Annotated in this window: 15 protein-coding genes and 3 pseudogenes; 12 read left to right on the top strand and 6 right to left on the bottom strand. The window is 31.0% G+C overall.

Annotated features, from left to right (window positions below):
• Positions 1-3,000 (top strand): exonuclease subunit SbcC, encoded by a 3,000-nt coding sequence (gene sbcC, locus DYE57_RS07040; RefSeq protein ID WP_115313419.1) that lies wholly within the window; start codon positions 1-3, stop codon positions 2,998-3,000.
• Between the two features lie 63 nt (positions 3,001-3,063).
• On the opposite strand, the gene mscL is transcribed toward sbcC, so the two are convergent.
• Positions 3,064-3,411: a large conductance mechanosensitive channel protein MscL gene (gene mscL / locus DYE57_RS07035; protein WP_115313418.1), complete on the bottom strand. Its 348-nt coding sequence runs from the start codon at positions 3,409-3,411 to the stop codon at positions 3,064-3,066.
• Between the two features lie 190 nt (positions 3,412-3,601).
• Here mscL and DYE57_RS07030 point away from each other — a divergent pair, with 190 nt between their 5' ends.
• From DYE57_RS07030 to DYE57_RS07020, 3 genes and pseudogenes are all read left to right on the top strand, one after another.
• Complete coding sequence (locus DYE57_RS07030) at positions 3,602-5,236, top strand: BCCT family transporter (protein WP_115313417.1); 1,635 nt, start codon at positions 3,602-3,604, stop codon at positions 5,234-5,236.
• Positions 5,237-5,519: 283 nt separating this feature from the next.
• Positions 5,520-8,225 carry an aconitate hydratase AcnA gene (acnA, locus tag DYE57_RS07025; protein WP_115313416.1) on the top strand — a complete coding sequence of 902 codons (2,706 nt, stop codon included), beginning with the start codon at positions 5,520-5,522 and terminating at the stop codon, positions 8,223-8,225.
• Between the two features lie 128 nt (positions 8,226-8,353).
• Positions 8,354-8,461 (top strand): annotated as a pseudogene (locus tag DYE57_RS07020) (acyl-CoA thioesterase); the annotation flags it as partial.
• A gap of 134 nt (positions 8,462-8,595) precedes the next feature.
• On the opposite strand, the pseudogene DYE57_RS07015 reads toward DYE57_RS07020, so the two are convergent.
• Together DYE57_RS07015 and plsY are read right to left on the bottom strand one after the other, a co-directional pair.
• Positions 8,596-8,899 (bottom strand): annotated as a pseudogene (locus DYE57_RS07015) (HesB/YadR/YfhF family protein).
• A 183-nt stretch (positions 8,900-9,082) separates the two neighbouring features.
• A complete protein-coding gene (gene plsY, locus DYE57_RS07010; RefSeq protein WP_115313415.1) occupies positions 9,083-9,691 on the bottom strand; it encodes a glycerol-3-phosphate 1-O-acyltransferase PlsY in 609 nt (202 codons plus the stop codon).
• Between the two features lie 209 nt (positions 9,692-9,900).
• Between plsY and parE the strand changes: the two genes are divergently transcribed.
• The 6 genes from parE to mprF all read left to right on the top strand — a co-directional run bounded on the left by parE (position 9,901) and on the right by mprF (position 21,077).
• On the top strand, positions 9,901-11,895 hold the full coding sequence (parE, locus tag DYE57_RS07005) for a DNA topoisomerase IV subunit B (protein ID WP_165417889.1): 1,995 nt from the start codon (positions 9,901-9,903) through the stop codon (positions 11,893-11,895).
• The gene (parC, locus tag DYE57_RS07000) at positions 11,892-14,294 is read left to right on the top strand and encodes a DNA topoisomerase IV subunit A (protein WP_115313413.1); all 2,403 of its coding nucleotides are present in this window, start codon (positions 11,892-11,894) and stop codon (positions 14,292-14,294) included. Before parE ends, parC begins: the two co-directional genes overlap by 4 nt.
• 211 nt (positions 14,295-14,505) lie before the next feature.
• A complete protein-coding gene (alsT, locus tag DYE57_RS06995; protein WP_115313412.1) occupies positions 14,506-15,969 on the top strand; it encodes a glutamine transporter AlsT in 1,464 nt (487 codons plus the stop codon).
• A 171-nt stretch (positions 15,970-16,140) separates the two neighbouring features.
• The gene (glcT, locus tag DYE57_RS06990; protein WP_115313411.1) at positions 16,141-16,989 is read left to right on the top strand and encodes a glucose PTS transporter transcription antiterminator GlcT; all 849 of its coding nucleotides are present in this window, start codon (positions 16,141-16,143) and stop codon (positions 16,987-16,989) included.
• A 155-nt stretch (positions 16,990-17,144) separates the two neighbouring features.
• Positions 17,145-18,359 carry an AI-2E family transporter gene (locus DYE57_RS06985; protein ID WP_165417871.1) on the top strand — a complete coding sequence of 405 codons (1,215 nt, stop codon included), beginning with the start codon at positions 17,145-17,147 and terminating at the stop codon, positions 18,357-18,359.
• Between the two features lie 195 nt (positions 18,360-18,554).
• On the top strand, positions 18,555-21,077 hold the full coding sequence (mprF, locus tag DYE57_RS06980) for a bifunctional lysylphosphatidylglycerol flippase/synthetase MprF (RefSeq protein WP_115313409.1): 2,523 nt from the start codon (positions 18,555-18,557) through the stop codon (positions 21,075-21,077).
• 141 nt (positions 21,078-21,218) lie between these two features.
• Here the strand turns inward: mprF and msrA are convergent, their stop codons facing one another.
• Positions 21,219-21,731 (bottom strand): peptide-methionine (S)-S-oxide reductase MsrA, encoded by a 513-nt coding sequence (msrA, locus tag DYE57_RS06975; RefSeq protein ID WP_115313408.1) that lies wholly within the window; start codon positions 21,729-21,731, stop codon positions 21,219-21,221.
• A 135-nt stretch (positions 21,732-21,866) separates the two neighbouring features.
• Here msrA and DYE57_RS06970 point away from each other — a divergent pair, with 135 nt between their 5' ends.
• Complete coding sequence (locus tag DYE57_RS06970; RefSeq protein WP_115313407.1) at positions 21,867-22,859, top strand: LCP family protein; 993 nt, start codon at positions 21,867-21,869, stop codon at positions 22,857-22,859.
• A 97-nt stretch (positions 22,860-22,956) separates the two neighbouring features.
• Here DYE57_RS06970 and DYE57_RS06965 read toward each other — a convergent pair whose 3' ends face one another.
• Positions 22,957-23,142 (bottom strand): 2-hydroxymuconate tautomerase, encoded by a 186-nt coding sequence (locus DYE57_RS06965; protein WP_165417872.1) that lies wholly within the window; start codon positions 23,140-23,142, stop codon positions 22,957-22,959.
• A gap of 158 nt (positions 23,143-23,300) precedes the next feature.
• On the opposite strand from DYE57_RS06965, the gene DYE57_RS06960 reads away from it, so the two are divergent.
• Positions 23,301-24,563: a Y-family DNA polymerase gene (locus tag DYE57_RS06960; protein WP_115313405.1), complete on the top strand. Its 1,263-nt coding sequence runs from the start codon at positions 23,301-23,303 to the stop codon at positions 24,561-24,563.
• Positions 24,564-24,642: 79 nt separating this feature from the next.
• Here DYE57_RS06960 and DYE57_RS06955 read toward each other — a convergent pair.
• Positions 24,643-25,734, bottom strand: a pseudogene (locus DYE57_RS06955) (prephenate dehydrogenase).
• Positions 25,735-26,288: the final 554 nt, after the last annotated feature.

The raw sequence follows: 26,288 nt of genomic DNA, 5'->3' as shown, positions 1-26,288 counted from the left end.
GTGAAACCTATAAATTTAGAAATGAATAATTTTGGGCCTTTTTTAAAGGAGAATATAGATTTTAGACAAGTCGAAGAGAATCAATTATTTTTAATTAGTGGTAAAACTGGTTCGGGAAAAACAATGATATTCGACGCTATTGTCTATGCGTTGTATGGAGAGGCTTCTACAAAAAGCAGAAAAGAAGGAGATTTACGAAGTCATTTTGCTGATGGAAAATTAGCGATGAGTGTTACCTATGAATTTAACTTAAATGGTAAAATTTTCAAGATACATAGGGAGGCGCCATTTATTAAAGAAGGTAACTCAACTAAAACTCAAGCGAAGTTAGATATTTATGAACTAGTTGATGATAAGTATGAATTAAGAGAAAGTAAGGTTAATCAGGGTAATCAGTTCATCATTCAACTAATGGGCGCTGATGCAAATCAATTTCGTCAACTTTTTATTTTACCTCAAGGTGAATTTAAGAAATTTCTTCAATCTAATAGTAAAGAGAAACAATCTATACTAAGAACTTTATTTAACAGCGAGAGATTTGATGAAATAAGAAATCAATTAGTAGAACAAGTTAGGAATGAAAAAGTTCAAATTGAAAAAAGATATAATCAAATCGATCATTTATGGACTGACTTAGAGGCATTTAATAGTGATAAGTTAGAAGAATTTAAAGGCTTGCAGAGCTCCCAAATTGATAAAATTATACAGATTTTACCTGTTTTAGAGAGTGCAAAAGAAGAAAAGGCAACTATAGAAAATGAATTGGAAGAATTAACTCATAAGTACGATGTTAATCATGAACTGCAACATAACTTAGATGCATTACATAGAGAAAAGGAACAATTTGAAAAATTAAAATCAGAACAAATTGAAATTGAAAACTTAAAGCAAGAGTTAAAGCAAATTCAAGAGTCTAATGTGCTTATTAATAATTACAAAAGGCAACAAGTTGTCAAAAAAGAGATAAACACATTAAATACATCGATTAAACAAACTAAAAATAAAGAAATTGAAATTAAACAAGATCATCAAAAATTACAAGCAGAATTAGATAAACTTTTGTCGAATGAAGATAATATTAAAGTTATCAATGATTATCTAGAAGTGAATGCTAATTTTTATAAAAATATTAATACTTTCATAGATAGTTATAAACAAAAAACGTTATTAAAAGAGAAAATCATTGAAATTAAACAAGATTATCATACACTAAAAAGTAAAAAAGAAAAATTGCGAAATCAAATAAGTGATAAGACTAAAGATTATGAAATTATTGATAATTATACAAATGAGATTAACAACATTAAACTACTTATCGATGCAACTGAAAGATATATCAAAGAGGAGCAGCAATTTAAAAAAATTCAACAAGAACAATTATTAAAACATGAGGAATTAAAAGAACTGGAAACTAAACTAGGTGATATTGAACTACTTATCTCGAAAATAGATTCAATTCAGACTGATTTGAATAATAAAGAAACTTTTGTTAATGAGATTAAATCAGCTCTTTCAATAGGAGATACGTGTCCTATTTGTGGTAATGTGATTCATTCATTAGGTCAACGTATCGATTTTAATTCAATTGCTACTAAGAAACAAAAAATTGAACAACTTGAAAAAAAGAAACTTTCTATTAGAGAATCTATAATAAAAACTAAGAGTAGATTAGATGAGCTTAGAGATAGAGAAAAAGAATTGAATTTTAAACAACAAGAGCAACAAAATTTAGGTGAACTTAGACAACAACTAGATGTAAAAGAAAAGGCGAAGCAAAAACAACAAGAGCACAATAAAATGATTGAAAATGTTGAAGAGAAAGAAAATGAAATTGAAAAAGAAAGTCATCGTCTCGATTTAAAATTAAGTGATAAAGAAGCGCAGATTAAACAAATTGAAACTAAGATAAACGATTTCGAAAGTAATACAGAATTTCAATCAGTTAGTACATTTGAAAAATACTATATAGAACAAAAAGTAAAAGTACAAAATCATATTGAATCTAAAGAACAGTTAAGTGAAAAAATAACTAAGTTAGCCAATGATTTAAGTATTGAAGAAAATAATATTCAACATTTTGTTACGCATTTAAAAACTGTAATAACAGAAGATGAAGAATTAGATTTAAAGATTAAAAATGAAATGAAACAACTAGGGTTTGACTCGGTTAAGCAAATTGAAGAAGCGTTATGTCTGAATAATCAAAAAGAAGATATAGAAGAAAGAATCAATAACTTTAATAAAAAATATCAAAGTTTTGAAATAGAAATAGAAAGATTGAGTCAACTTGTTAAAGATAAAAAATTAGAAAATTTAGACAAATTAAAAGAAAAGGTTGTACTAAAAAGACAGAAATTGGATCAAATTAATTCAGAGACTGTTGCAATAAAATGTAAAAATGAAAACAATTTAAAAAATATAAATAAAATTAAAGGATTTGTTGAAATATTAAACGATGAATTAAAAGACCAGAAAGAAATATTTTTATTAACTGAAATTCTCTCAGGAAAAAATAGTCGTAAACTCATGCTCGAAAATTATGTATTGATTTATTATTTGGAAAAAATCATTTTACAAGCAAATCAAAGGTTGTCGGTAATGAGTGGCAATCGTTATCAATTAGTCAGAAGAGAAGCAGTTTCACAAGGGTTTAGTGGATTAGAAATTGATGTATTTGATTTTCATTCTAATAAATCTAGACATATCAGTTCGCTTTCTGGTGGTGAAACATTCCAAGCTTCATTAGCTTTAGGATTGAGTGAAGTTGTTCAACAAGAATCTGGTGAAATTAATTTACAATCTATGTTCATAGACGAAGGTTTTGGAACTCTAGATCAAGAAACACTTGAAACAGCTATTGATACGTTAATTAATTTGAAATCCTCAGGTAGAATGGTAGGTATCATTTCTCATGTAAGTGAATTAAAACAACGTATTCCATTGATTTTAGAGGTTTCTAGTAGTCAATATCATAGTAGTACAAGATTTAGAAAAAATTGAGAAACAAGGAAAAAGACTAAGGCAGGGGTAATTGCCTTAGTCTGATATATACTTAATTACATATTATTTTTCTCTAAGTAAATCTCTAATTTCTGTTAATAAAACAGTATTTTCTTCAATTTCATCATCATCTTTTTTCATAATTGTATTAGCCATCTTAACAAAAATAAATAAAGCAAAAGCAACAATAATGAAATCAATTATAGATTGTATGAAAAGACCATACTTTATTCCCCAAAAAGACCAGTCTTTAGCGAAATCAACAGAACCGAAAATTTTGCCAATTAATGGCATGATTATGTATTGAACCAAGGAAGTAACAATTTTATTAAATGCAGCTCCCATAACTACTGCAACTGCTAAATCTAGTACACTTCCTTTAAGTGCAAAGTCTTTAAATTCTTTAAGCATAATACAAATCCTTTCTATTAAAATATGATAACAATTATACAACATATAAATATTTTAGCAAATGTCACAATTATGTGAATTTGATTAAGTTTAAGACGTTTGTTACTCTATAAAGGTACATTAGTAAAGTTATAATTTTTAATTTTACTACTTTGAAAATTAAATAATTGGATGAAGGGAGTAATTAATTATGAATTCTTCTTCTCAAGAGAAGGAAAATAAGAAGTTTTCTTCAGTATTCATCTATAGTTCGATTATCGTTGCTATTGTCGTAATTATAGGTGCTTTCTGGCCTGAAAAATTCGATAGTGTTACTAATGTAGTTAAGATGTGGATTACTGATAAGTTAGGTTGGTATTACTTAATTTTAACCACAGTTATCGTGTTCTTCTGTATCTTCTTAATCTTCAGTCCTATTGGGAAACTTAAACTCGGTAAGCCAAATGATAAACCTGAATTCAACACTATTTCATGGTTTGCAATGTTATTCAGTGCTGGAATGGGTATTGGATTAGTATTCTACGGAGCTGCTGAACCTATGGCTCATTTTGCCTCTCCACCAACTGCTAATCCAGAAACTACTAAAGCTTATACTGAATCATTAAGATCAACTTTTTTCCACTGGGGATTCCATGCTTGGGCTATTTATGGTGTTGTAGCACTTGCTTTAGCTTATTCTCAATTCCGTAAAGGAGAACCTGGATTAATTTCAAGAACATTACGTCCAATTTTAGGTAATAAAGTAGAAGGGCCTATAGGAACTTTAATCGACGTTCTTTCAGTATTTGCTACTCTAGTTGGTGTAGCAGTATCTTTAGGAATGGGTGCCTTACAAATAAATGGTGGTTTACATTATTTATTTAAAATACCAAATAATATTTTCGTTCAAGGTATTATTATTGTTGTTGTAACAATTTTATTTATTGCTAGTGCTTGGTCAGGGTTAAGTAAAGGTATTCAATATTTGAGTAACTTGAATATTGGTTTAGGAGCAATACTAATGATTGTTACATTAATTATTGGTCCTACAGTATTAATCCTAAATATGATGACAAGCTCTACAGGTAGTTTATTAAATACATTCTTATTTAATAGTTTGGATACTGCAGCATTAAATGGGCAAAAACGTGATTGGATGTCAACTTGGACATTGTACTATTGGGGTTGGTGGTTAAGTTGGAGTCCATTCGTTGGTGTATTTATTGCTCGTGTATCTAAGGGACGTTCAATCAGAGAATTTATTTCTGGTGTATTATTAGTTCCTGCACTTGTTAGTTTTATTTGGTTCAGTGTGTTTGGAGTACTAGGAATTGAAACAGGTAAGAAACATCCTGAATTATTCAAAATGTCACCTGAAACACAATTATTTGGTGTATTCAATCACGTACCTTTAGGAATTGTATTATCGATTATTGCGTTATTATTAATTGCATCTTTCTTCGTTACTTCAGCTGACTCAGCTACTTTCGTTTTAGGTATGCAAACAACATTTGGTTCATTAAATCCAAGCAGCATAATCAAGGTTACATGGGGAATTGCTCAAGCACTTATTGCATTTGTTCTATTATTAGCTGGCAGCGGCGATGGTTCTGAAGCCTTAAATGCTATTCAAAGTGCGGCAATTATAAGTGCCTTCCCATTCTCTTTCGTAGTTATAATGATGATGATTAGTTTCTATAAAGATGCCAACCAAGAGCGTAAATTCCTTAGCTTAACGCTGACACCTAATAAACATCGTTTACAAGAGTATGTGAAATATCAACAACAGGATTATGAATCGGATATTTTAGAAAAAAGAGAAGTTAGACGAAATAAAGAAAAATAAAGCTTTTTAAATAAAACCAATAAGTATGTCTTATTCATACATGCTTATTGGTTTTTATTTTAAAAATGAAATATCTCTAAATGTGAATGATAACCATTCTCAATTAATAATATTTACTTATTGCACTAATGTTAAATGATAACTTTTACTTATCTAATCTGATTAAAAATATAAAATGAAAATGAGATGTTTTCTGATATTACATAGTTGTCTTGATAAACATATAATAATACAATTTAATTAATGGCATATAAATATATAGAAATATCAAGGGGGATATTAAATGGCTTCTAATATTAAAGAACAATCAAAGAAACATTTTCAATTAAATGATCAATCATATACTTATTATGATTTAAATACGTTAGAAGAACAAGGTTTAACTAAAATTTCAAAATTACCTTATTCTATTCGTGTTTTATTGGAATCTGTTTTACGTCAAGAAGATGACTTTGTCATTACAGATGACCATATTAAAGCATTAAGTGAATTTGGAAAGGAAGGCAATGAAGGTGAAGTACCTTTTAAACCTTCGAGAGTAATTTTACAAGATTTCACGGGTGTACCTGCAGTTGTTGATTTAGCTTCATTACGTAAAGCTATGAACGATGTGGGAGGGGATATTAATAAAATTAATCCTGAAGTACCAGTTGATTTAGTAATTGATCACTCTGTACAGGTTGACAGTTATGCAAATCCTGAAGCATTAGAGCGAAACATGAAGTTAGAATTTGAACGTAATTATGAACGCTATCAATTTTTGAACTGGGCAACTAAAGCATTTGATAATTATAATGCTGTACCACCAGCAACAGGTATCGTTCATCAAATTAACTTAGAATATTTAGCCAATGTTGTTCATGTAAGAGATGTTGATGGCGAACAAACTGCCTTCCCAGATACATTAGTCGGTACTGATTCTCATACAACTATGATTAATGGTATTGGTGTTCTAGGTTGGGGTGTTGGTGGTATTGAAGCTGAAGCTGGTATGTTAGGTCAACCTTCTTACTTCCCAATTCCTGAAGTTATTGGTGTGCGATTAACAAACGCATTACCTCAAGGTTCCGCTGCAACTGATTTAGCTCTACGTGTGACTGAAGAATTACGTAAAAAAGGGGTAGTAGGTAAATTTGTAGAGTTCTTTGGTCCAGGTGTTCAACATTTACCATTAGCTGATAGAGCTACAATTGCAAACATGGCTCCTGAATATGGCGCAACTTGTGGATTCTTCCCAGTAGATGAAGAATCACTTAAATACATGAAATTGACTGGACGTAAAGATGAGCACATTGAATTAGTTAAAGAATACTTACAACAGAACCACATGTTCTTTGATGTTGAAAAAGAAGATCCAGAATATACTGATGTTATTGATTTAGATTTATCCACTGTAGAAGCTTCATTATCAGGTCCTAAGCGACCTCAAGATTTAATCTTCTTAAGTGATATGAAAAAAGAATTTGAAAAATCAGTTACTGCTCCTGCAGGAAATCAAGGACATGGTCTAGATAAAAGTGAATTTGATAAGAAGGCCGAAATTAATTTTAATAATAACTCAACAGTAACAATGAAAACAGGGGACATTGCAATTGCTGCTATTACGTCTTGTACGAACACATCTAACCCATATGTTATGTTGGGGGCTGGTTTAGTTGCTAAAAAAGCTGTCGAAAAAGGACTTAAAGTACCTGAATTTGTTAAAACTTCTTTAGCACCAGGTTCTAAAGTTGTTACTGGGTACTTGAGAGATTCTGGATTACAAGAATATTTAGATGACTTGGGCTTCAATTTAGTTGGTTATGGTTGTACGACATGTATTGGTAATTCAGGACCTTTATTACCTGAAATTGAAAAAGCAGTCGCTGATGAGGATTTATTAGTTACTTCAGTGTTATCTGGTAACCGTAACTTTGAAGGGCGTATTCATCCTTTAGTTAAAGCTAATTATTTAGCATCGCCACAGTTAGTTGTAGCATATGCATTATCAGGTACTGTAGATATTGATTTACAAAATGAACCAATCGGTCAAGGAAAAAATGGTGAAGATGTTTATTTACAAGACATTTGGCCTTCAATTCAAGAAGTATCAGATACAGTAGATAAAGTTGTTACACCTGAACTATTCTTAGAAGAGTATAAAAATGTATACAATAATAATGAAATGTGGAATGAAATCGATGTTACTGATGAACCACTTTATGATTTCGATCCGAATTCAACATATATTCAAAATCCTACATTCTTCCAAGGTTTATCAAAAGAGCCTGCAACAATAGAACCATTAAAAGATTTAAGAGTTATGGGTAAATTTGGTGACTCAGTTACAACAGACCATATTTCTCCAGCAGGGGCTATTGGTAAGGATACACCAGCTGGTAAGTATTTATTAAATCATGATGTACCTATTCGTAATTTCAACTCTTACGGTTCCCGTCGTGGTAACCATGAGGTAATGGTACGTGGTACATTTGCGAATATTCGTATCAGAAACCAACTTGCTCCAGGTACAGAAGGTGGCTTTACTACTTATTGGCCAACTGAAGAAAGTATACCAATCTATGATGCTGCAATGAAATATAAAGAAGATAGCACTAGATTAGCGATTTTAGCAGGTAATGATTACGGTATGGGTTCATCACGTGACTGGGCTGCTAAAGGGACAAATTTACTTGGAGTTAAAACAGTTATTGCACAAAGCTATGAGCGTATTCATCGATCTAACTTAGTTATGATGGGGGTTTTACCACTTCAATTCCAACAATGTGAGTCAGCAGATTCTCTAGGTCTTGATGGTAGAGAAGAAATTTCGGTATATATTTCTGAAGATGTGCAACCACATGATTTAGTAACAGTTGAAGCTAAAAAAGAAAATGGCGAAGTTATTAATTTTAAAGCAATTGTGCGATTTGATTCATTTGTTGAATTAGATTACTATCGCTATGGTGGTATTTTGCAAATGGTATTAAGAAATAAATTAGCTCAATAATTAGTATTCAATATTAATAGAATTATAAATGACATATAGTTGCCGTGCTAACCATTGTGTTGGCATGGTTTCTTTGTGTTATGCTAATTTAAGATTGAGAAAAGTAGAGCTGAAAGAAGGACAATAATATGATTTACAGTTTAACTGAAATTGAAGCAAGGTATCAAGAAACAGATAAAATGGGTGTTATCTATCACGGAAATTATGCCACATGGTTTGAGGTCGCTCGGACAGATTAAATAAAGAAGGTAAAGATGTGTAGGCCTTGAAAACTTGTAAAAAAGAAGTGAGTAAGAGTAACCCACTTCTTTATGTTTTTATATGGTACAGTAATTTAACATCAATTACTTTTATTACACATCATCTTTATTCACTTTTTGCGAAATAAAATTTCATCTTCGTGTTCGTGGTCGACTATATCCACTACTATTTCATCATCTTCGAAATACCATATATCATTGGTTGCAACAACTATGTCTAAACCAAAATAGTTTTTTTTCAAATCCTATATCTATACGATTTCTATGCTCTACATTAATCGCAGGACTAAACCCTTGCTTTAATTGAAATTCTCCACCATATCTAATAAAAAATTGAAGTACTTTATTTTGTTTAGGTAAACCCAGCTCATTTTTAAACCATTCTACTGCTTCTTGTGTCAATTCAATATTCATTGCTGTTACCTCCAATTTAATCAAAAATTGCATTTTTTTATAAAGTTAGCCGAATTATAGCACAGAATACATGAAAGCGTAATCTTTAATAGAAATTGTTCGATTAATTGTCTTGTTTTATAAAATTATATAACAAATACTAGAATCTTACCCGATTCTAGTATTTGTATTCCTCATTTTAAGTTACATCCATTTAATCTTAGGTTCTTCGCCTTTGAAGATTCTAACAATATTGGATTTATGTCGTATGATTAAAATTATTGATACTATTCCACATACTGCGAGTAGTATATAGTCATGAATTATAATAGAACCAATGACACAACTAATTGCAGCTACAATACTTGATAAAGAAACATATTTAAAAATCTTTAGCACACTAAAAAAGATAATAGCTAAAATTAAGAGTAAAATTGGATTAACTCCTAGTACCACTCCGGCACTTGTAGCAACAGCTTTACCACCTTTAAATTTAAGGTAAATTGGATAAACATGTCCCAAAATTGCAAACAGCCCTACGATTAAACCGTGAGTGAAAAATGTGCTGACAACCCCATCAGCATGAACTGGGAACCATAATGGGAAAAAGACTGTTATAAATCCCTTAAAAATATCTAAAAAAGTTACGACGAAACCAGCCGGCCTCCCTAAAACACGAAAGCTATTTGTCGCACCAGTATTGCCACTTCCATATTGTCTAATATCTTTTTTTAAAAATAATTTACCAATAACTAATCCACTTGGAAATGCGCCGATTAAATAACTCAAAATCAACATGACGACAATCATCATAAAAACTTACACATCCTTTAGTGACTTAGCTTTATTTTACCATATTCATTATTAATTAGAACATTGTTAATTCATTTTAATCAAATAATGTTATCAAGACAATACGATTGTGTAAATGATACTTGCAATTTAAGTCAATTTATATAAGAATAACTATTGTATAGTTTTAAAAACGAACGTACGTTTGTAGGAGGGCGAAATCATTGGCAATGAATAAACAAAATAATTATTCAGATGATTCTATTCAGGTACTTGAAGGTCTTGAAGCAGTTAGAAAACGACCTGGGATGTACATAGGATCAACTGATAAACGTGGATTACACCATCTCGTATATGAAGTTGTCGATAACTCCGTCGATGAAGTATTAAATGGTTATGGTGACGAAATCACTGTAACTATAAATCAAGATGATAGTATATCTGTGGAAGACAATGGTCGTGGGATGCCAACGGGTATACATGCTTCTGGTAAACCAACAGTTGAAGTTATCTTTACTGTTCTCCATGCAGGAGGTAAATTTGGTCAAGGTGGTTATAAGACTTCTGGTGGACTTCACGGAGTGGGTGCATCTGTTGTTAATGCACTTAGTGAGTGGCTTGAGGTTGAAATACATAGAGACTGGAATATTTACACGCAAAGTTTTAAAAATGGTGGCATGCCAGCTACAGGTTTAAATAAAAAAGGGAAAACTAAAAAGACAGGTACGAAAGTCACTTTCAAACCTGATTTAGAAACCTTTAAAACAACAACATCATTTAATTTTGATGTTTTGAGTGAACGTTTACAAGAATCTGCATTTTTATTAAAAAATCTAAAAATCACACTTACAGATTTACGTAGTGGAAAAGAACGTGAAGAAGTCTATCATTACGAAGAAGGTATTAAAGAATTTGTAAGTTACGTGAATGAAGGAAAAGAAGTATTACATGATGTAACTACTTTTTCAGGACTTTCTAATAGAATTGAGGTAGACGTAGCTTTCCAATATAACGATCAATATTCCGAAAGTATCCTTAGTTTTGTTAATAACGTACGAACTAAAGATGGTGGTACACATGAAGTAGGGTTTAAAACTGCTATGACTCGTGTTTTTAATGATTACGCGCGTCGTATTAATGAATTAAAAGAGAAGGATAAAAATTTAGATGGTAATGATATTCGCGAAGGTTTAACTGCAATTATATCAGTACGTATTCCTGAAGAATTACTTCAATTTGAGGGTCAAACAAAATCTAAGTTAGGAACCTCAGAAGCAAGAAGTGCTGTCGATTCCGTGGTTTCAGAAAAATTACCTTATTACTTAGAAGAAAAAGGGCGGTTATCTAAATCATTAGTTAAAAAAGCAATTAAAGCTCAACAAGCACGTGAAGTAGCACGAAAAGCTCGAGAAGATGCGCGTTCAGGAAAGAAAAATAAACGTAAAGATACACTGCTTTCAGGTAAATTAACGCCAGCTCAAAGTAAAAATACTGATAAGAATGAACTTTATCTTGTTGAGGGTGACTCAGCTGGTGGTTCTGCAAAGCTTGGGCGAGATCGTAAATTCCAAGCAATACTACCTTTACGTGGTAAAGTCATTAATACAGAAAAAGCTCGATTAGAAGATATTTTTAAGAATGAAGAAATTAATACTATCATTCATACTATTGGAGCTGGTGTGGGTAATGATTTCAAAATAGAAGATAGTAACTATAATAGAGTTATCATTATGACTGATGCTGATACAGATGGAGCTCATATTCAGGTACTGTTGTTGACATTCTTCTTTAAATATATGAAACCTCTGGTTCAAGCTGGTCGTGTATTTATAGCTTTACCGCCTTTATATAAATTAGAAAAAGGAAAGGGTAAATATAAAAAAGTAGAATATGCATGGACTGATGATGAATTAGACAAACTTCAAAAAGAATTAGGAAAAGGATTCACGTTGCAACGTTACAAAGGTTTAGGTGAGATGAATCCTGAGCAATTATGGGAAACAACAATGAACCCTGAAACGCGTACATTAATTCGCGTTCAAGTAGAAGATGAAGTCCGCTCATCTAAACGTGTGACTACGCTCATGGGTGATAAGGTTGCTCCTCGACGTGAGTGGATTGAAAGTCATGTGGAGTTTGGAATGCAAGAGGCCCAAAGTATATTGGACAATAAAGAGGTTCAAGTACTTGAGAATGAAGAATATATTGAGGAGGAAATGAATTGAGTGAGATAATTCAAGATTTGTCACTTGAAGATGTTATTGGTGATCGCTTCGGACGTTATAGTAAATATATTATTCAAGAACGTGCGTTGCCAGATGTTAGAGATGGTTTGAAACCAGTTCAACGTCGTATTTTATTTGCAATGTACTCAAGTGGTAATACTTTTGATAAAAATTTCCGTAAAAGTGCTAAAACAGTCGGTGATGTTATCGGTCAATACCACCCTCATGGTGATTCTTCAGTATATGATGCAATGGTACGTTTAAGTCAAGATTGGAAGTTACGTCATGTTCTCATAGAAATGCATGGTAATAATGGTAGTATTGACAATGATCCACCCGCAGCAATGCGTTATACAGAGGCTAAATTAAGTCAATTATCTGAGGAACTTTTAAGAGATATCAATAAAGAAACTGTCTCTTTCATTCCAAACTATGACGATACAACATTAGAGCCGATGGTATTACCTTCAAGATTTCCTAATTTACTTGTAAATGGTTCTACAGGTATTTCATCTGGTTATGCAACTGATATTCCTCCGCATAACTTAGCAGAGGTCATTCAAGCTACTTTGAAATATATTGACAATCCAGATATCAGCGTAAGCCAATTAATGAAATATATTAAAGGACCAGATTTCCCGACTGGTGGTATTATTCAAGGTGTTGACGGTATTAAGAAAGCATACGAGACTAGTAAGGGTAAAATCGTTGTACGTTCACGCGTAGGTGAAGAAGATTTAAGAAGTGGACGAAAGCAATTAATTGTTACTGAAATACCTTATGAAGTTAATAAGAGTAGCTTGGTTAAACGAATTGATGAGTTACGCGCGGATAAAAAAGTAGATGGCATCGTAGAGGTACGTGATGAAACAGATAGAACTGGATTACGTATAGCAATTGAATTGAAAAAAGATGTAAATAGTGAATCAATTAAGAACTATTTATATAAGAATTCAGATCTCCAAATTTCTTATAATTTTAATATGGTTGCTATTAGTGATGGTCGTCCTAAACTTATGGGTCTTAGAGATATCGTTGAGAGCTATTTAAACCATCAAATAGAAGTTGTAACAAATAGAACGCGTTATGATTTAGATCATGCTGAGAAGCGTATGCATATTGTAGAAGGTTTGATGAAAGCTTTATCTATACTTGATGAAGTGATTACTTTGATTCGAAATTCGAAGAATAAAAAGGATGCCAAAGATAATTTGGTAGCTAAGTATGACTTTACAGAAGCCCAGGCTGAAGCAATAGTTATGCTACAATTATATAGGTTAACTAATACTGATATTGAAGCTTTACAAGAAGAACATGATGAACTAGAAGCACTTATTAAAGAGCTTAGAAATATTCTTGATAATCATGAAGCTCTCTTAGCAGTTATTAAAGATGAATTGAATGAAATTAAGAAGAAATTCAAAGTTGATCGTTTATCCACAATAGAAGCTGAAATTTCAGAAATTAAAATCGATAAAGAAGTTATGGTACCTAGTGAAGAAGTTATTTTAAGTATGACACATCATGGTTATATTAAACGTACATCAACTCGTAGTTTTAATGCGAGTGGTGTAACAGAAATAGGTTTAAAAGATGGCGACCGTTTATTAAAATATCAAGAGGTTAATACTCAAGATACAGTTCTAGTATTTACAAATAAAGGCCGTTACCTGTTTATACCTGTGCATAGACTTGCTGATATTCGATGGAAAGAATTAGGTCAACATGTCTCACAAATAGTACCTATAGACGAAGATGAACAAGTTATTGATGTATTTAATGAGAAAGATTTCAATCATCAAGCGTACTATATCATGGCAACTAAAAATGGCATGATTAAAAAGAGCAGCTTACATCAATTTAAAACTTCTAGATTTAATAAGCCATTAATTGCTATTAAAGTGAAAGAGCAAGATGAAATTATTAATGTTATGCGTCTTGAATCTGATCAACTTATTACGGTCCTTACGCATAAAGGAATGTCACTGTCATACTCTACTGAAGAGCTCTCTGATACAGGTTTAAGAGCTGCAGGAGTCAAATCTATTAATCTTAAAGATGAAGATTTTGTAGTAATGACACAAGATATTAATCATTCAGACTCTGTAATTATGGTTACACAACGAGGTGCCATTAAGCGTATAGATTATAGTGTTATTCAAGTTGCTAAACGTGCTCAACGAGGTATAACTTTATTAAAAGAATTGAAGAAAAATCCTCATCGAATCGTTGCAGCGGCAGTTGTTAAAGAAGGTCAAGAAACGTATACTGTACTTTCAAAAAATAATGAAGAATCTGGCAATATTAAAGATGTTCATTTATCAGAACAATATACCAATGGTTCATTCATTATTGATATGGATGATTTTGGTGAAGTAGAAAATTTGGTTCTAGAGTAAAAGTATATGCAACTGCAAAATAAAATGATAAAATAAAAATTAATAATATTAACAAAAATGAGTACAAGGGATTTATGTCTAATTTAAGCTATCAAAAATGAATGTGATATGATTTCAATATAGTAATTCTAAATTTTTGATGATAAATATACAGCATAAATCTCTTAGTGCGTTTAAGACTATTAATTTAAGTGGATGAGAGGGATTCGGTTTGCAAGATTTTGATAATTTAATTCCTGGCTGGTTTAAGAATTTCGTTCAAGTCGGGAATGATTTGATATGGTCTCAGTATCTTATTGGACTACTATTAACTGCAGGTTTTTTCTTTACAATTAGCTCTAAATTCATTCAACTAAGAATGTTACCTGAAATGTTCAGAGCTTTAACTGAAAAGCCAGAAACTCTAAGTAGTGGTGAAAAAGGAATATCACCCTTCCAGGCCTTTGCGATTAGTGCAGGATCTCGAGTGGGCACTGGTAATATTGCTGGTGTTGCTACTGCTATCGTTTTAGGTGGGCCTGGAGCAGTATTTTGGATGTGGATTATTGCATTTATTGGTGCAGCTAGTGCATTTATGGAAGCAACGCTTGCACAAGTTTTTAAGGTTCATGACAAAGAAGGCGGATTCCGTGGGGGACCAGCATATTACATAACTAAAGGGCTTAATCAAAAATGGTTAGGTATTGTCTTTGCAGTCTTAATAACTATTACATTTGCCTTTGTATTTAACACTGTACAAGCTAATACTATTGCTGAATCGCTTAGTACACAGTATCATATTAGTCCAGTAATCACTGGTATTATTTTAGCAATCATCACTACAACTATAATATTTGGTGGTGTGCGTAGTATTGCTACATTGTCTTCACTCATTGTACCTATTATGGCAATTATTTACATAGGAATGGTATTAGTCATTTTATTATTGAATATTGATCAGATTGTTCCAATGATTGGTACTATTATTAAAAGTGCTTTTGGTGTTCAACAGGTTACAGGCGGAGCTATAGGTGCTGCTATTCTGCAAGGTATTAAACGTGGTTTATTCTCTAATGAAGCTGGTATGGGTTCTGCCCCGAATGCAGCTGCAACTGCTGCTGTACCACATCCAGTTAAACAAGGTTTAATTCAATCTTTAGGTGTATTTTTTGATACTATGCTAGTTTGTACTGCAACAGCAATCATGATTTTATTATATTCTGGTTTGAAATTTGGTGAGAATGCGCCACAAGGTGTAGCTGTTACACAATCTGCTTTGAATGAGCATTTAGGATCTGCAGGAGGTATTTTCTTAACTGTAGCTGTTACTTTATTTGCATTTTCATCAGTTGTAGGTAATTACTATTACGGACAATCAAATATTGAATTTTTATCTAATAATAAAGTTCTTTTATTCATATTTAGATGTTTTGTTGTTATCCTAGTATTTATCGGCGCAGTTGCTAAAACTGAAACTGTTTGGAATACTGCCGATTTATTCATGGGTCTTATGGCTATTGTTAACATCATTTCAATCATTGGACTCTCCAATATCGCATTTGCTGTTATGAAGGATTATCAAAGACAAAGAAGAGAGGGCAAAAAGCCTGTCTTTAAGCCTGAGAATTTAGAAATCAATTTATTTGGTATTGAATGTTGGGGACACCAAACTCATATACATGAGTATCATAAATAATTAAATTATAAGTATTACGACTTGATACTCATTCATATTAAAGTATCAAGTCGTTTTTTATAAAAGAATAAAAATGTCATACTTGTGTATAATTTTCTACTAACTTGTTTACTTTTCATTTTAAAAAAATAGCATTATAATTTTAATAATGACATTAGAAAGGTGATTATGATGAGTAAGTACGAAATAACAAAAACGTTAAATAATAACGTCATCATATGCACAAGTAATAATCAAGAAGTTGTCTTAATAGGAAAAGGTATAGGATTTAATAAAAAAGTTGGAATGATAATTCACGATGATGCTTCAATTGAAAAAGTATATAAATTAGAGCAGCAACAACAGCAAGAACATTATAAAACGCTTGTTGAACTTGGTGAAGATCACGTTGTTCAAGCAGTTATAGAATCGGTGAATATCATTGCTGAATCAGGTATGATTACAGACGACAAAAATTTAATTGTTGCACTTACTGATCATATCATCTATGCATATAAAAGACTTAAACAAAATCAAATGATTTCTAATCCATTTGCAATTGAAACTAAACATCTCTATAGTGATGCTTATGAAGTAGCTAAGAGGGTAATTAATAAATTAAATCAAACATTAGATGTATATTTTCCAGAAGATGAAATAGGCTTTATAGCGCTACATATCGCTTCTAATTCTAAAAAATTATCTATTCATGACATCTCAGTGGTAAATAAATTAATCAATAAAAGTATGACTATTATTGAAACAGACTTGAAACATGAAATAAATAAAACAACAATTCAGTATCAACGTTTTATTAGGCATATACAATTTTTAATATACAAGCTTAATAAAGGTGAATACATAGAAGCACAAGATAACTTTATAATGATGGTCAAAAATTTATATCCTAGATGTTTTAATACTGCTTATAAAATCTTGAAAATGATCCAAAGAGAGTTTAATGTTAATGTATATGAATCAGAGATTGTCTATCTTACTTTGCATATTTATCATTTCGAAGCACAAATTAATAAAAAGTAAAATCTAAAAATAAAACATTTTAGCAATTATGATTTAAATCAATCAATTTGTGTTATGACAAATATTGTGCTTTCAAATGTATTGATTTTAAAATACAATCAAACTAAAAAACGAGTGTTTTAATAGACTTATTAACTTAAGGTGTGGTGAATTTAATGAAAAACGAAAATAGAGTAAGTGGCAAGAAAAGTCACTTTTTCAGTTTATCTGAAACTCAATTTATGAGGTTTTTAGGAGGTAATGATTTAATATATGGTTTGAGTGCATTAGTTTTATTAGGAATTGTTATATTTATTTTTGATAAGATTTCATATGTATTTCAACCTTTTATTATTGTATTTAATACAATTGCAGCACCAATCATCGTTTCACTAGTATTATTCTATTTATTTAATCCTATCGTGAACTTAATGGAACGTTATCGAATTCCTAGATTGTTAGGTATTACAATTATCTATGTTGCTATTGTTGGCATTATTACATTGATTGTAAATTTACTTATTCCGGTTATTGGTTCACAGATTGAAAGCTTTGTTAAAAATTCACCTAATTATTTTCATAAGATTACACAGTCAGTCGATAAAATTACTAATAATTCGTTTCTATCTGGATATATGAGTCAAGCTAATGACTGGTTAGAAACAGCTCAGAAAAAGATTCCTTCGATGTTATCTGACTACTCTGATGGTTTCGGGTCAAAACTTGCCTCATTTGCTGAAGCAGTTGCTAATATTGGAGTAGTTATTGTTACTACACCTTTTGTATTGTTCTTTATGTTAAAGGATGGGCATAAGTTTAAAGACTATTCTACTAAAATTATGCCTCCTAAATTTAGAAAAGACTTCCATGATTTACTTGAAAAAATGAGTGTTCAAGTAGGATCTTATATTCAAGGACAAATTATTGTATCTTTTTGTATTGGAATTTTATTATTTATAGGTTATACGATTATTGGCTTAAAATACGCTTTAGTTTTAGCGAGTATTGCAGCTGTAACTAGTGTAGTTCCATACTTAGGACCAACTATTGCGATTTCACCTGCAATCGTTATTGCTATAATTACTTCTCCATTAATGTTACTTAAATTAGCAGTTGTTTGGACTTTAGTTCAATTTTTCGAAGGACATTTCATCTCACCAAATGTGATGGGTAAAACTTTAAAAATCCATCCTTTAACAATTATATTCATCCTGTTATGTGCAGGAAATTTAATGGGTATTGTTGGTGTAATTATTGGTATACCATTATATGCAGTGCTTAAAGTATTAGTTTCTCACATATTCTTGTTATTTAAACGTAGATATAATCGTTATTATGGTAATGATGCAGGTGAGTATAATATTAAAAAGGAAGAAGAAATTACCGAATAAAAATATTAAAATATACTTTGTCGATAAGCTAGAATCCTCAACAATTGAGGATTCTTTTTTATACACACTAGAAGCTGAAGTGATATGAGTATTACAATAATGTTAGATTCATATCGCTCAATGATATTCTATAAATAATATCTTTGTGATATATTTTTGACATGAATTATATTTAACTAGAATTGAAGTGAAAAAATGACGCAAGAATTAAAAAGTAAATTATTGTCAATATTAAAATTTATTTTCGCTGCAGCGTTATTTATTTTTGTTGTATTTACGTTGTATCGGGAACTATCTCATATTAATTTTAAAGATATTTTAATGCAATTCGGCAAAATAAATAGATTGTGGTTAGTGTTATTGTTTACAGGTGGGGGGCTTTCGCTGATTCTCCTATCTTTTTATGACATTATTTTAGTAAAATCATTAAAATTGAAAATACCTATTATGAGAGTGTTAAGAGTAAGTTATATTATTAACGCCCTTAACTCTATTATAGGATTTGGTGGTTTTATCGGAGCAGGTGTGAGAGCATTTGTTTATAAAAATTATACGAGAGACACTAAAAAGCTTGTACATTATATCTCAATTATCTTGATTTCAATGTTAACGGGTCTAAGTTTGTTGTCCATTTTAGTCGTCATGCATGTATTCAATGTATCGCATATGATAGATGAAATTTCTTGGGTACGTTGGATTTTGTATATCGTGGCATTATTCTTGCCTGTATTTATCATTTATACAATAGTAAAACCCGCTGACAAGGCAAATCGTTTTATGGGTGTATACTGTACGTTAGTTTCTTGTATTGAATGGATAGCAGCGGCTACGGTGTTATACTTTTCAGCATTAATCGTTGGTATACACATTTCGTTTATTACATTTGTCGGAATTTTTGTGATAGCTGCTTTATCTGGATTAGTGAGTTTCATTCCAGGTGGTTTTGGTGCTTTTGATTTAGTCGTTTTATTAGGATTAAAGTCTCTTAATGTGTCAGAAGAAAAAATACTTTTAGCACTTGTATTGTATCGTTTTGCGTATTATTTTGTACCTGTAATCATTGCATTAGTATTATCTACTTTTGAATTTGGTACAACTGCAAAAAAATACATTGAAGGTTCAAAATATTTTGTGCCAGCTAAAGATGTCACATCATTTTTAAGATCTTATCAGAAAGATATTTTAGCTAAAATACCTTCCTTCTCATTAGCAATTTTAATATTTTTGACGAGTATTATTTTTTTAATAAATAATTTAACAATTGTGTATGATGGCTTATATGATGATGATCATTTTGCCTATTATCTCACACTATCTATTCAGACAAGTGCATGTTTGTTACTGATTTTAAATGTAAGAGGTATATTCAAACGTAGTCGTAGAGCAATCATTTATGCGTTGTTATCTATCGTTTTAATTGCTGGAGCAACGATTTATACTTATGCATCGTTTTTACTTTTAACATGGTTGGTTGTAATGTTTATATTACTTGTGTTGGCTTATCGTCGTGCACTAGTTCTTAAACAACCGGTGCGCTTTAGAAAAGTTATGCTAATGCTTTTATTAACCATTATTGTATTATATTTAAATCATATTTTAATCGCTGGAACTTTATATGCTTTAGATATTTATCATATCGAAGTAGATACATCATTATTAAGATACTATTTTTGGATTACAATTCTCATTGTGATGATAATTGTTGGGTTAATTGCTTGGTTATTTGACTTCAAGTTTAAACACCCATATCATATCTCAGACTTAACAATATGTGAATCAATTATTCAGGAATATGGTGGGAATTATTTAAGTCATCTTGTTTATAGCGGTGATAAAGATTGTTTTATTCATGAAAATAAAGCGTCCTTTCTCATGTATCGTTATAAAGCTAATGCTTTAGTGGTTTTAGGAGATCCTATTGGAAATCCAAGTACATTTGAGTCTTTATTAGAAGAATTTTATCAATTTGCTGAATATCAAGGGTATGATATCATTTTCTATCAAATTAGTGATAGATATATGCCGTTGTACCATAATTTTGGAAATCAATTTTTCAAATTAGGTGAAGAAGCAATTATTGATTTAACTACATTTACTACTTCAGGAAAAAAACGTCGTGGTTTTAGAGCTACGTTAAATAAATTTGATGATTTAGATATTACTTTTGAAATTATTGAGCCACCTTTTTCACAAGACTTCTTTAATGAAGTTAAGTATGTCAGTGATCGATGGTTAGATGGTAGAAATGAGATGCATTTTTCTGTAGGACAATTTACTCAATCTTATTTATCCAAGGCACCAATTGGTGTAATGAGAGATAAAAATGGAGAAATGATTGCTTTTTGTAGCTTAATGCCGACATATTTTAATGATGCAATATCTGTTGATTTGATTCGCTGGTTACCTGAATTAGATTTGCCACTTATGGATGGCTTGTATCTTCATATGTTGTTATGGGGTAAAAATAAAGGTTATAAAGCTTTTAATATGGGAATGGCGACACTTTCAAACGTAGGACAATTGCATTACTCATATTTGAGAGAACGTTTAGCAGGAAGAGTATTTGAGCATTTTAATGGTTTATATCGATTCCAAGGTCTAAGACGATACAAAGAAAAATATAGTCCAAACTGGGAACCAAGATTTTTAGTTTATCAAAAAAATGCTTCATTATGGGAAAGTATGTTGAAAGTAATGAAGGTTATTCGCCATAAATAAAAAAGAGAGCAGAGTGGGACAGACTTTATTATAAAGTCTGTCCCACTTCTGCAATTTATACTTGTAAAATGTTTGATATAAGCACATTGTTAAAGTGTTTAAGAGCCTGTACATATTATTTATGTCCCAAGCTCGTCTCTTTTAATTATTTTCACCTTGATAATTTGCTCTATCTTGTTGCTCTTGAGCATATCTTTGTGGATTTTTTTTATAGAAATCTTGATGATATTCTTCTGCTTGATAGAAAGTCGAGGCTGGTAAAATTTTTGTTACTATGGCTTTATCAGCGTATAGGCTATCTTGAAGATTTTCTATATATTGTTCAGCTAGTTCCTTTTGATTATTGTTTGAATAAAATACTGCAGTTTTATATTGAGGACCTCTATCTTGATATTGACCACCACTATCTAAAGGATCAATAACTGAAAAGAAAATTTCTAAAAGTTTATGATATGAAAAGAGTGCAACATCGTATTCAATTCTAACGACTTCAAAATGCCCAGTGTTTCCACTTTTAACTTCTTCATAAGTAGGATTTTCAGTGTGTCCGCCCATATATCCAGAAGTTACTTTTTCAATACCATCAAATTTATCGAAAGGTTTGGTCATACACCAGAAACAACCACCAGCAAAGTATGCTGTATTAATATTCATTTTTGACACCCTTTCATTAGACCTTAGTACCATTTATAAAAAAACTCTTGCAATTTGAATACTTTTTCTATAACGTTAATACATATTAATTATAGTATATAGATATGTAATTTTGAAGATATAAGGTAGGTAAATATGACTGAACAGAAGGATATTAGAGAAACAGAGTATCGACGACACACAGGCACAACTTCGACACCTTCTAGGCGACGAAAGACAGAACGACTACGTAAATTACCTTTTATCATTTTAATTATTCTCATTATTCTTATCTCTTTAATTGTTTATATTACGCATCAATATAACAGTGGTATGAAATATGCTAAAGAACACGCAAAAGATGTTAAGTTGCATAAATTTAATGGTGCAATCAAAAATGATGGGAAGATTTCGGTTCTTGTTCTTGGTGCTGATAAAGCGCAAGGAGGAAAATCTCGTACGGATTCAATCATGATTGTCCAATATGATTATGTAAATAAGAAGATGAAAATGATGTCTGTAATGAGAGACATTTATGCGGATATTCCTGGTTATGATAAGTATAAGATTAATGCTGCCTATTCACTGGGAGGTCCTGAATTATTAAGAAAAACGCTTAATAAAAATTTAGGAATCAACCCTGAATATTACGCCGTTATTGATTTTACTGGATTTGAGAAAATGATTGATGAATTAGAACCTAAAGGTGTTCCTATAGATGTTGAAAAAGATATGTCCGAAAATATTGGGGTGTCATTGAAAAAAGGTCATCATAATTTAAATGGTAAAGAGTTACTAGGTTATGCGAGATTCCGTCATGATGCTGAAGGTGATTTTGGACGTGTTCGACGTCAACAGCAAGTGATGCAAACGTTAAAACAAGAATTAGTAAATTTCAATACAGTTGCTAAATTACCGAAAGTCGCTGGCACCCTAAGAGGTTACGTTAACACTGACATGCCTAATTCAGCTATTTTTCAAACTGGCTTAAGCTTTGGAATTCGTGGTGATAAAGATGTTAAATCTTTAACTATACCTATTAAAAATAGCTATCAAGACATTAATACTAATAACGACGGAAGTGCGCTTCAAATAGATACTAATAAAAATAAAGAAGCAATACAAAAATTCTTTGAAGATAAGAATTAAAATAATTAGAAATCTGGTCAATTGATAAATATACTTTACCCCTGAGATAGAAGGTTTTGTGAAATGACAATTCCTTTTCTCAGGGGTTTTTATCAATTTATTGGTCAGACTTTCTAACGCCACCCACAGCGTAGTGATTCTTTTGCATTTCTTCAATAACCACATGTATGGCTTCTTTACTCGCTCCAGTAGTTTTTTCTACAGCTTGAGTTACCTCAGTAACTAAATCTTTTAATTGTTCGTCAGAACGTCCTTCTAATAATTTTATATTTACGATAGGCATAAATAACATCCTCCTTTGTTAAATAAATATTACCTTTTTAGTATAGCATGAAAAGCGATAGATTTGATGATTCATCCATGAATAGAACATTTGTTCCTATTTTTGTTGATTGAGAACAAATGTTTGTATATAATGTGCTATGTAAGGGAGGCATAGTTATGTATGACTATAATTTATTAGAAGATAGGGATGTATTATGTATTGATCAAAAAAGTTTCTTTGCGAGTGTTTCATGTATGGAAAAAGGTTTAGATCCGTTAACTACAAAATTAGCAGTTGTAGCTGATACTAAAAGACAAGGCTCAGTAGTTTTAGCAGCGACTCCAAAGTTAAAAGAACTAGGAATTAAAACAGGTTCAAGACTCTTTGAAATACCACATCGCAACGATATTTATATTATTAATCCGAGTATGAGAAAGTATTTGAATATATCTGTTGCTATTTCGAAAATTGCATTACGCTATGTACCACCGGAAGACTTACATCAATATAGCATTGATGAGTTTTTCATGGATGTAACAGATAGTTACCATAGATTTAATTCTACAGTCTGTGCTTTTTGTAAAAGATTGCAAAGTGAAATATTAGAAGAGACAGGGATTCATTGTACTGTTGGAATTGGTTCAAATATGTTATTAAGTAAGGTTGCTATGGATATAGAAGCAAAACATACAAAAGATGGAATAGCAGAATGGCGTTATCAAGATGTACCTAAAAAATTATGGCCTATTCAACCTCTCAGAGATTTTTGGGGAATTAATAAGCGTACAGAAAAGAAATTGAATAAAAGAGGAATATTTACAATCGGAGATTTAGCAAAATATCCATATCGTTACTTAAAGCGTGACTTTGGAATTTTAGGTGTAGATATGCATTTACATGCTAACGGTATTGATCAAAGTAAAATTAGAGAAAAATACAAAGTGACCAATCCTTCAATATGTAAAAGTCAAATATTAATGAGAGATTATCAATTTGAAGAATCGAAAATCGTTATGCAAGAGTTGATTGAAGATGTTGCTAGTCGTTTGAGAGCGCAAAAAAAGCTAGCACGTACCATTCATTTTTCATTTGGATATGCGGAAGGTGGAGGGGTGCATAAACAATATACATTGGAAGATCCTACAAATTTGGAGAGAGAGATTTTTAAAGTGATTAATTATTTTGCAAACCTTTTATGTGATAAAAATGCATTGTATAGAACATTAAGTGTATCATTGACTCAATTTATTGAAGAAAAAGATAGACAACTCAACTTATTTATTAATGAATATGAACGTAAAAGAGATGAAAAGCTTGCTAAAACAATTGATTACTTACATTTGAAGTATGGTAAAGGTATTATTTCTAAAGCTACTTCTTATACAGATGCAGGAACAAAACATGGACGCTTGGGACTGATGGCTGGTCATAAAATGTAGGTGATGAACAATATAAATAAATCCCCTCAAATATTAGTGTGTATATTTCAACATATGATGATAATTGAGGGGGGTAAATTTATGCAATGTAAGTATCAAACTCTTTTAAAGCTCTAATACCACGTTCGCGGTCTTCAGGACTTTTGAAACTAATTTGTAAAGCGCCATAAATATCTTCACGTACTTCTAATATTCTGAGGTTTATGATAGAAATATTATGTAAACTTATAATATGAGTAACTTTGCTTATCATACCAGGTTTATCCGGAATGTCCACATATAGATCATACCTTGATAAAATTGCATCACGTTGTTTAGAGGGTAAGTGATCACGATATTCTTTAGCTTCAGCAAAAAATTTATAAATTGTTTCATCGTTTTTATATTGTATCATTTTTTCAAGAAAAGTAATCTGTGTTTTAAACTCTTTAAGTAAAGTTAAAATATTATCTTGATTGCTCATAGTGATATCTTTCCACATCTGTACATTACTACTTGCTATGCGAGTAATATCACGAAATCCACCAGCAGCTAATTTTTCAACTAAAGAATGTTTTGTCGTAAATTTAGCACTTAAATGAACTAAACTTGAAGCTATAATATGGGGAATATGACTAATAATACCAGTAACAAAATCATGTTCTTTAGCACTTGTAGTAATCATCTTTGCTAAAGTTGGTTTAAAAAGATGTTGAAGGTATTTAGCCGCTTGTTGGTTTTCCTCTTCATCATACACGAGAATGTAATATGCATTTTCAAATAAATGCTTTTTGGAGTTTAATACACCTGATTTATGGATTCCAGCCATAGGGTGTCCTCCGATAAGATGGATATCGTGATTGAGCAATAATTTTTCAAATGATTGAATGAACATTTTGGTACTTCCCGTATCGGTTACTATTAGATTTTGCTTAGTTTTAAAATTAGTCAATTCAGATAAATATTTTATTGTTTGTTGAACAGGAGTAGCATAAATGATGACATCAGCAATTTCTACAGCAGATTTTTGTAATCATGAACTTTTTCATCAATAATACCTATTGAGAGAGCTTTATCTAATTGAGTTTCATTAGAATCAAAAGCTAATATGTTAATTTGTGAGTTATAATATTTTAAATTACTTGCTAAACTTACCAATTAGTCCAATACTTACAAATAATATTTTTTGCATCATCAATCACCTTATTTCGAAATTTTCAGAATAATATCATTGTAAATGAGCTAATTAAAGTAAGCAATAGCGATTATATAAAGTGATGAAATAATAGAACAAAATTTGATAAGAGAATTTTATGTTAATAATAAAGATTCAATCAATAAAATTAAATGAGATGATACCAAAAAGACGAATAATGCGTGTTATTTAAATAAATTAATTATCATAACTAGTGTTGACAAAATTAAATTTAATATGCAATATACTTAATAATCAGAAAAATCAGATTATTCAAACAAGTAAGTAGTCTTTATAATTTGTAGCAAATAGAAAGCTAATGGTAGATGTAAATTAGCACTTTATAATAGATGAATTGGGCTTTTGAATTATAAAAGCATAGATGAAAGTGAACAAATTAGTTGTTAATTAAGGTGGCACCACGGTAACGCGTCCTTATTGGGTATACGCGGTATTGTGGTGTTTTTCATTAAAATATAGTGGCTCAAGGCTTTAGAAATGAAAAGAATAGTTAGATAAATAGTATTTTTTGAATTATTAAGAATAAAAGG

The sequence above is a fragment of the Staphylococcus saccharolyticus genome (genome assembly GCF_900458815.1).
In the GTDB taxonomy this organism is placed as follows: domain Bacteria; phylum Bacillota; class Bacilli; order Staphylococcales; family Staphylococcaceae; genus Staphylococcus; species Staphylococcus saccharolyticus.
This window is presented reverse-complemented; position numbering and strand designations above follow the sequence as displayed.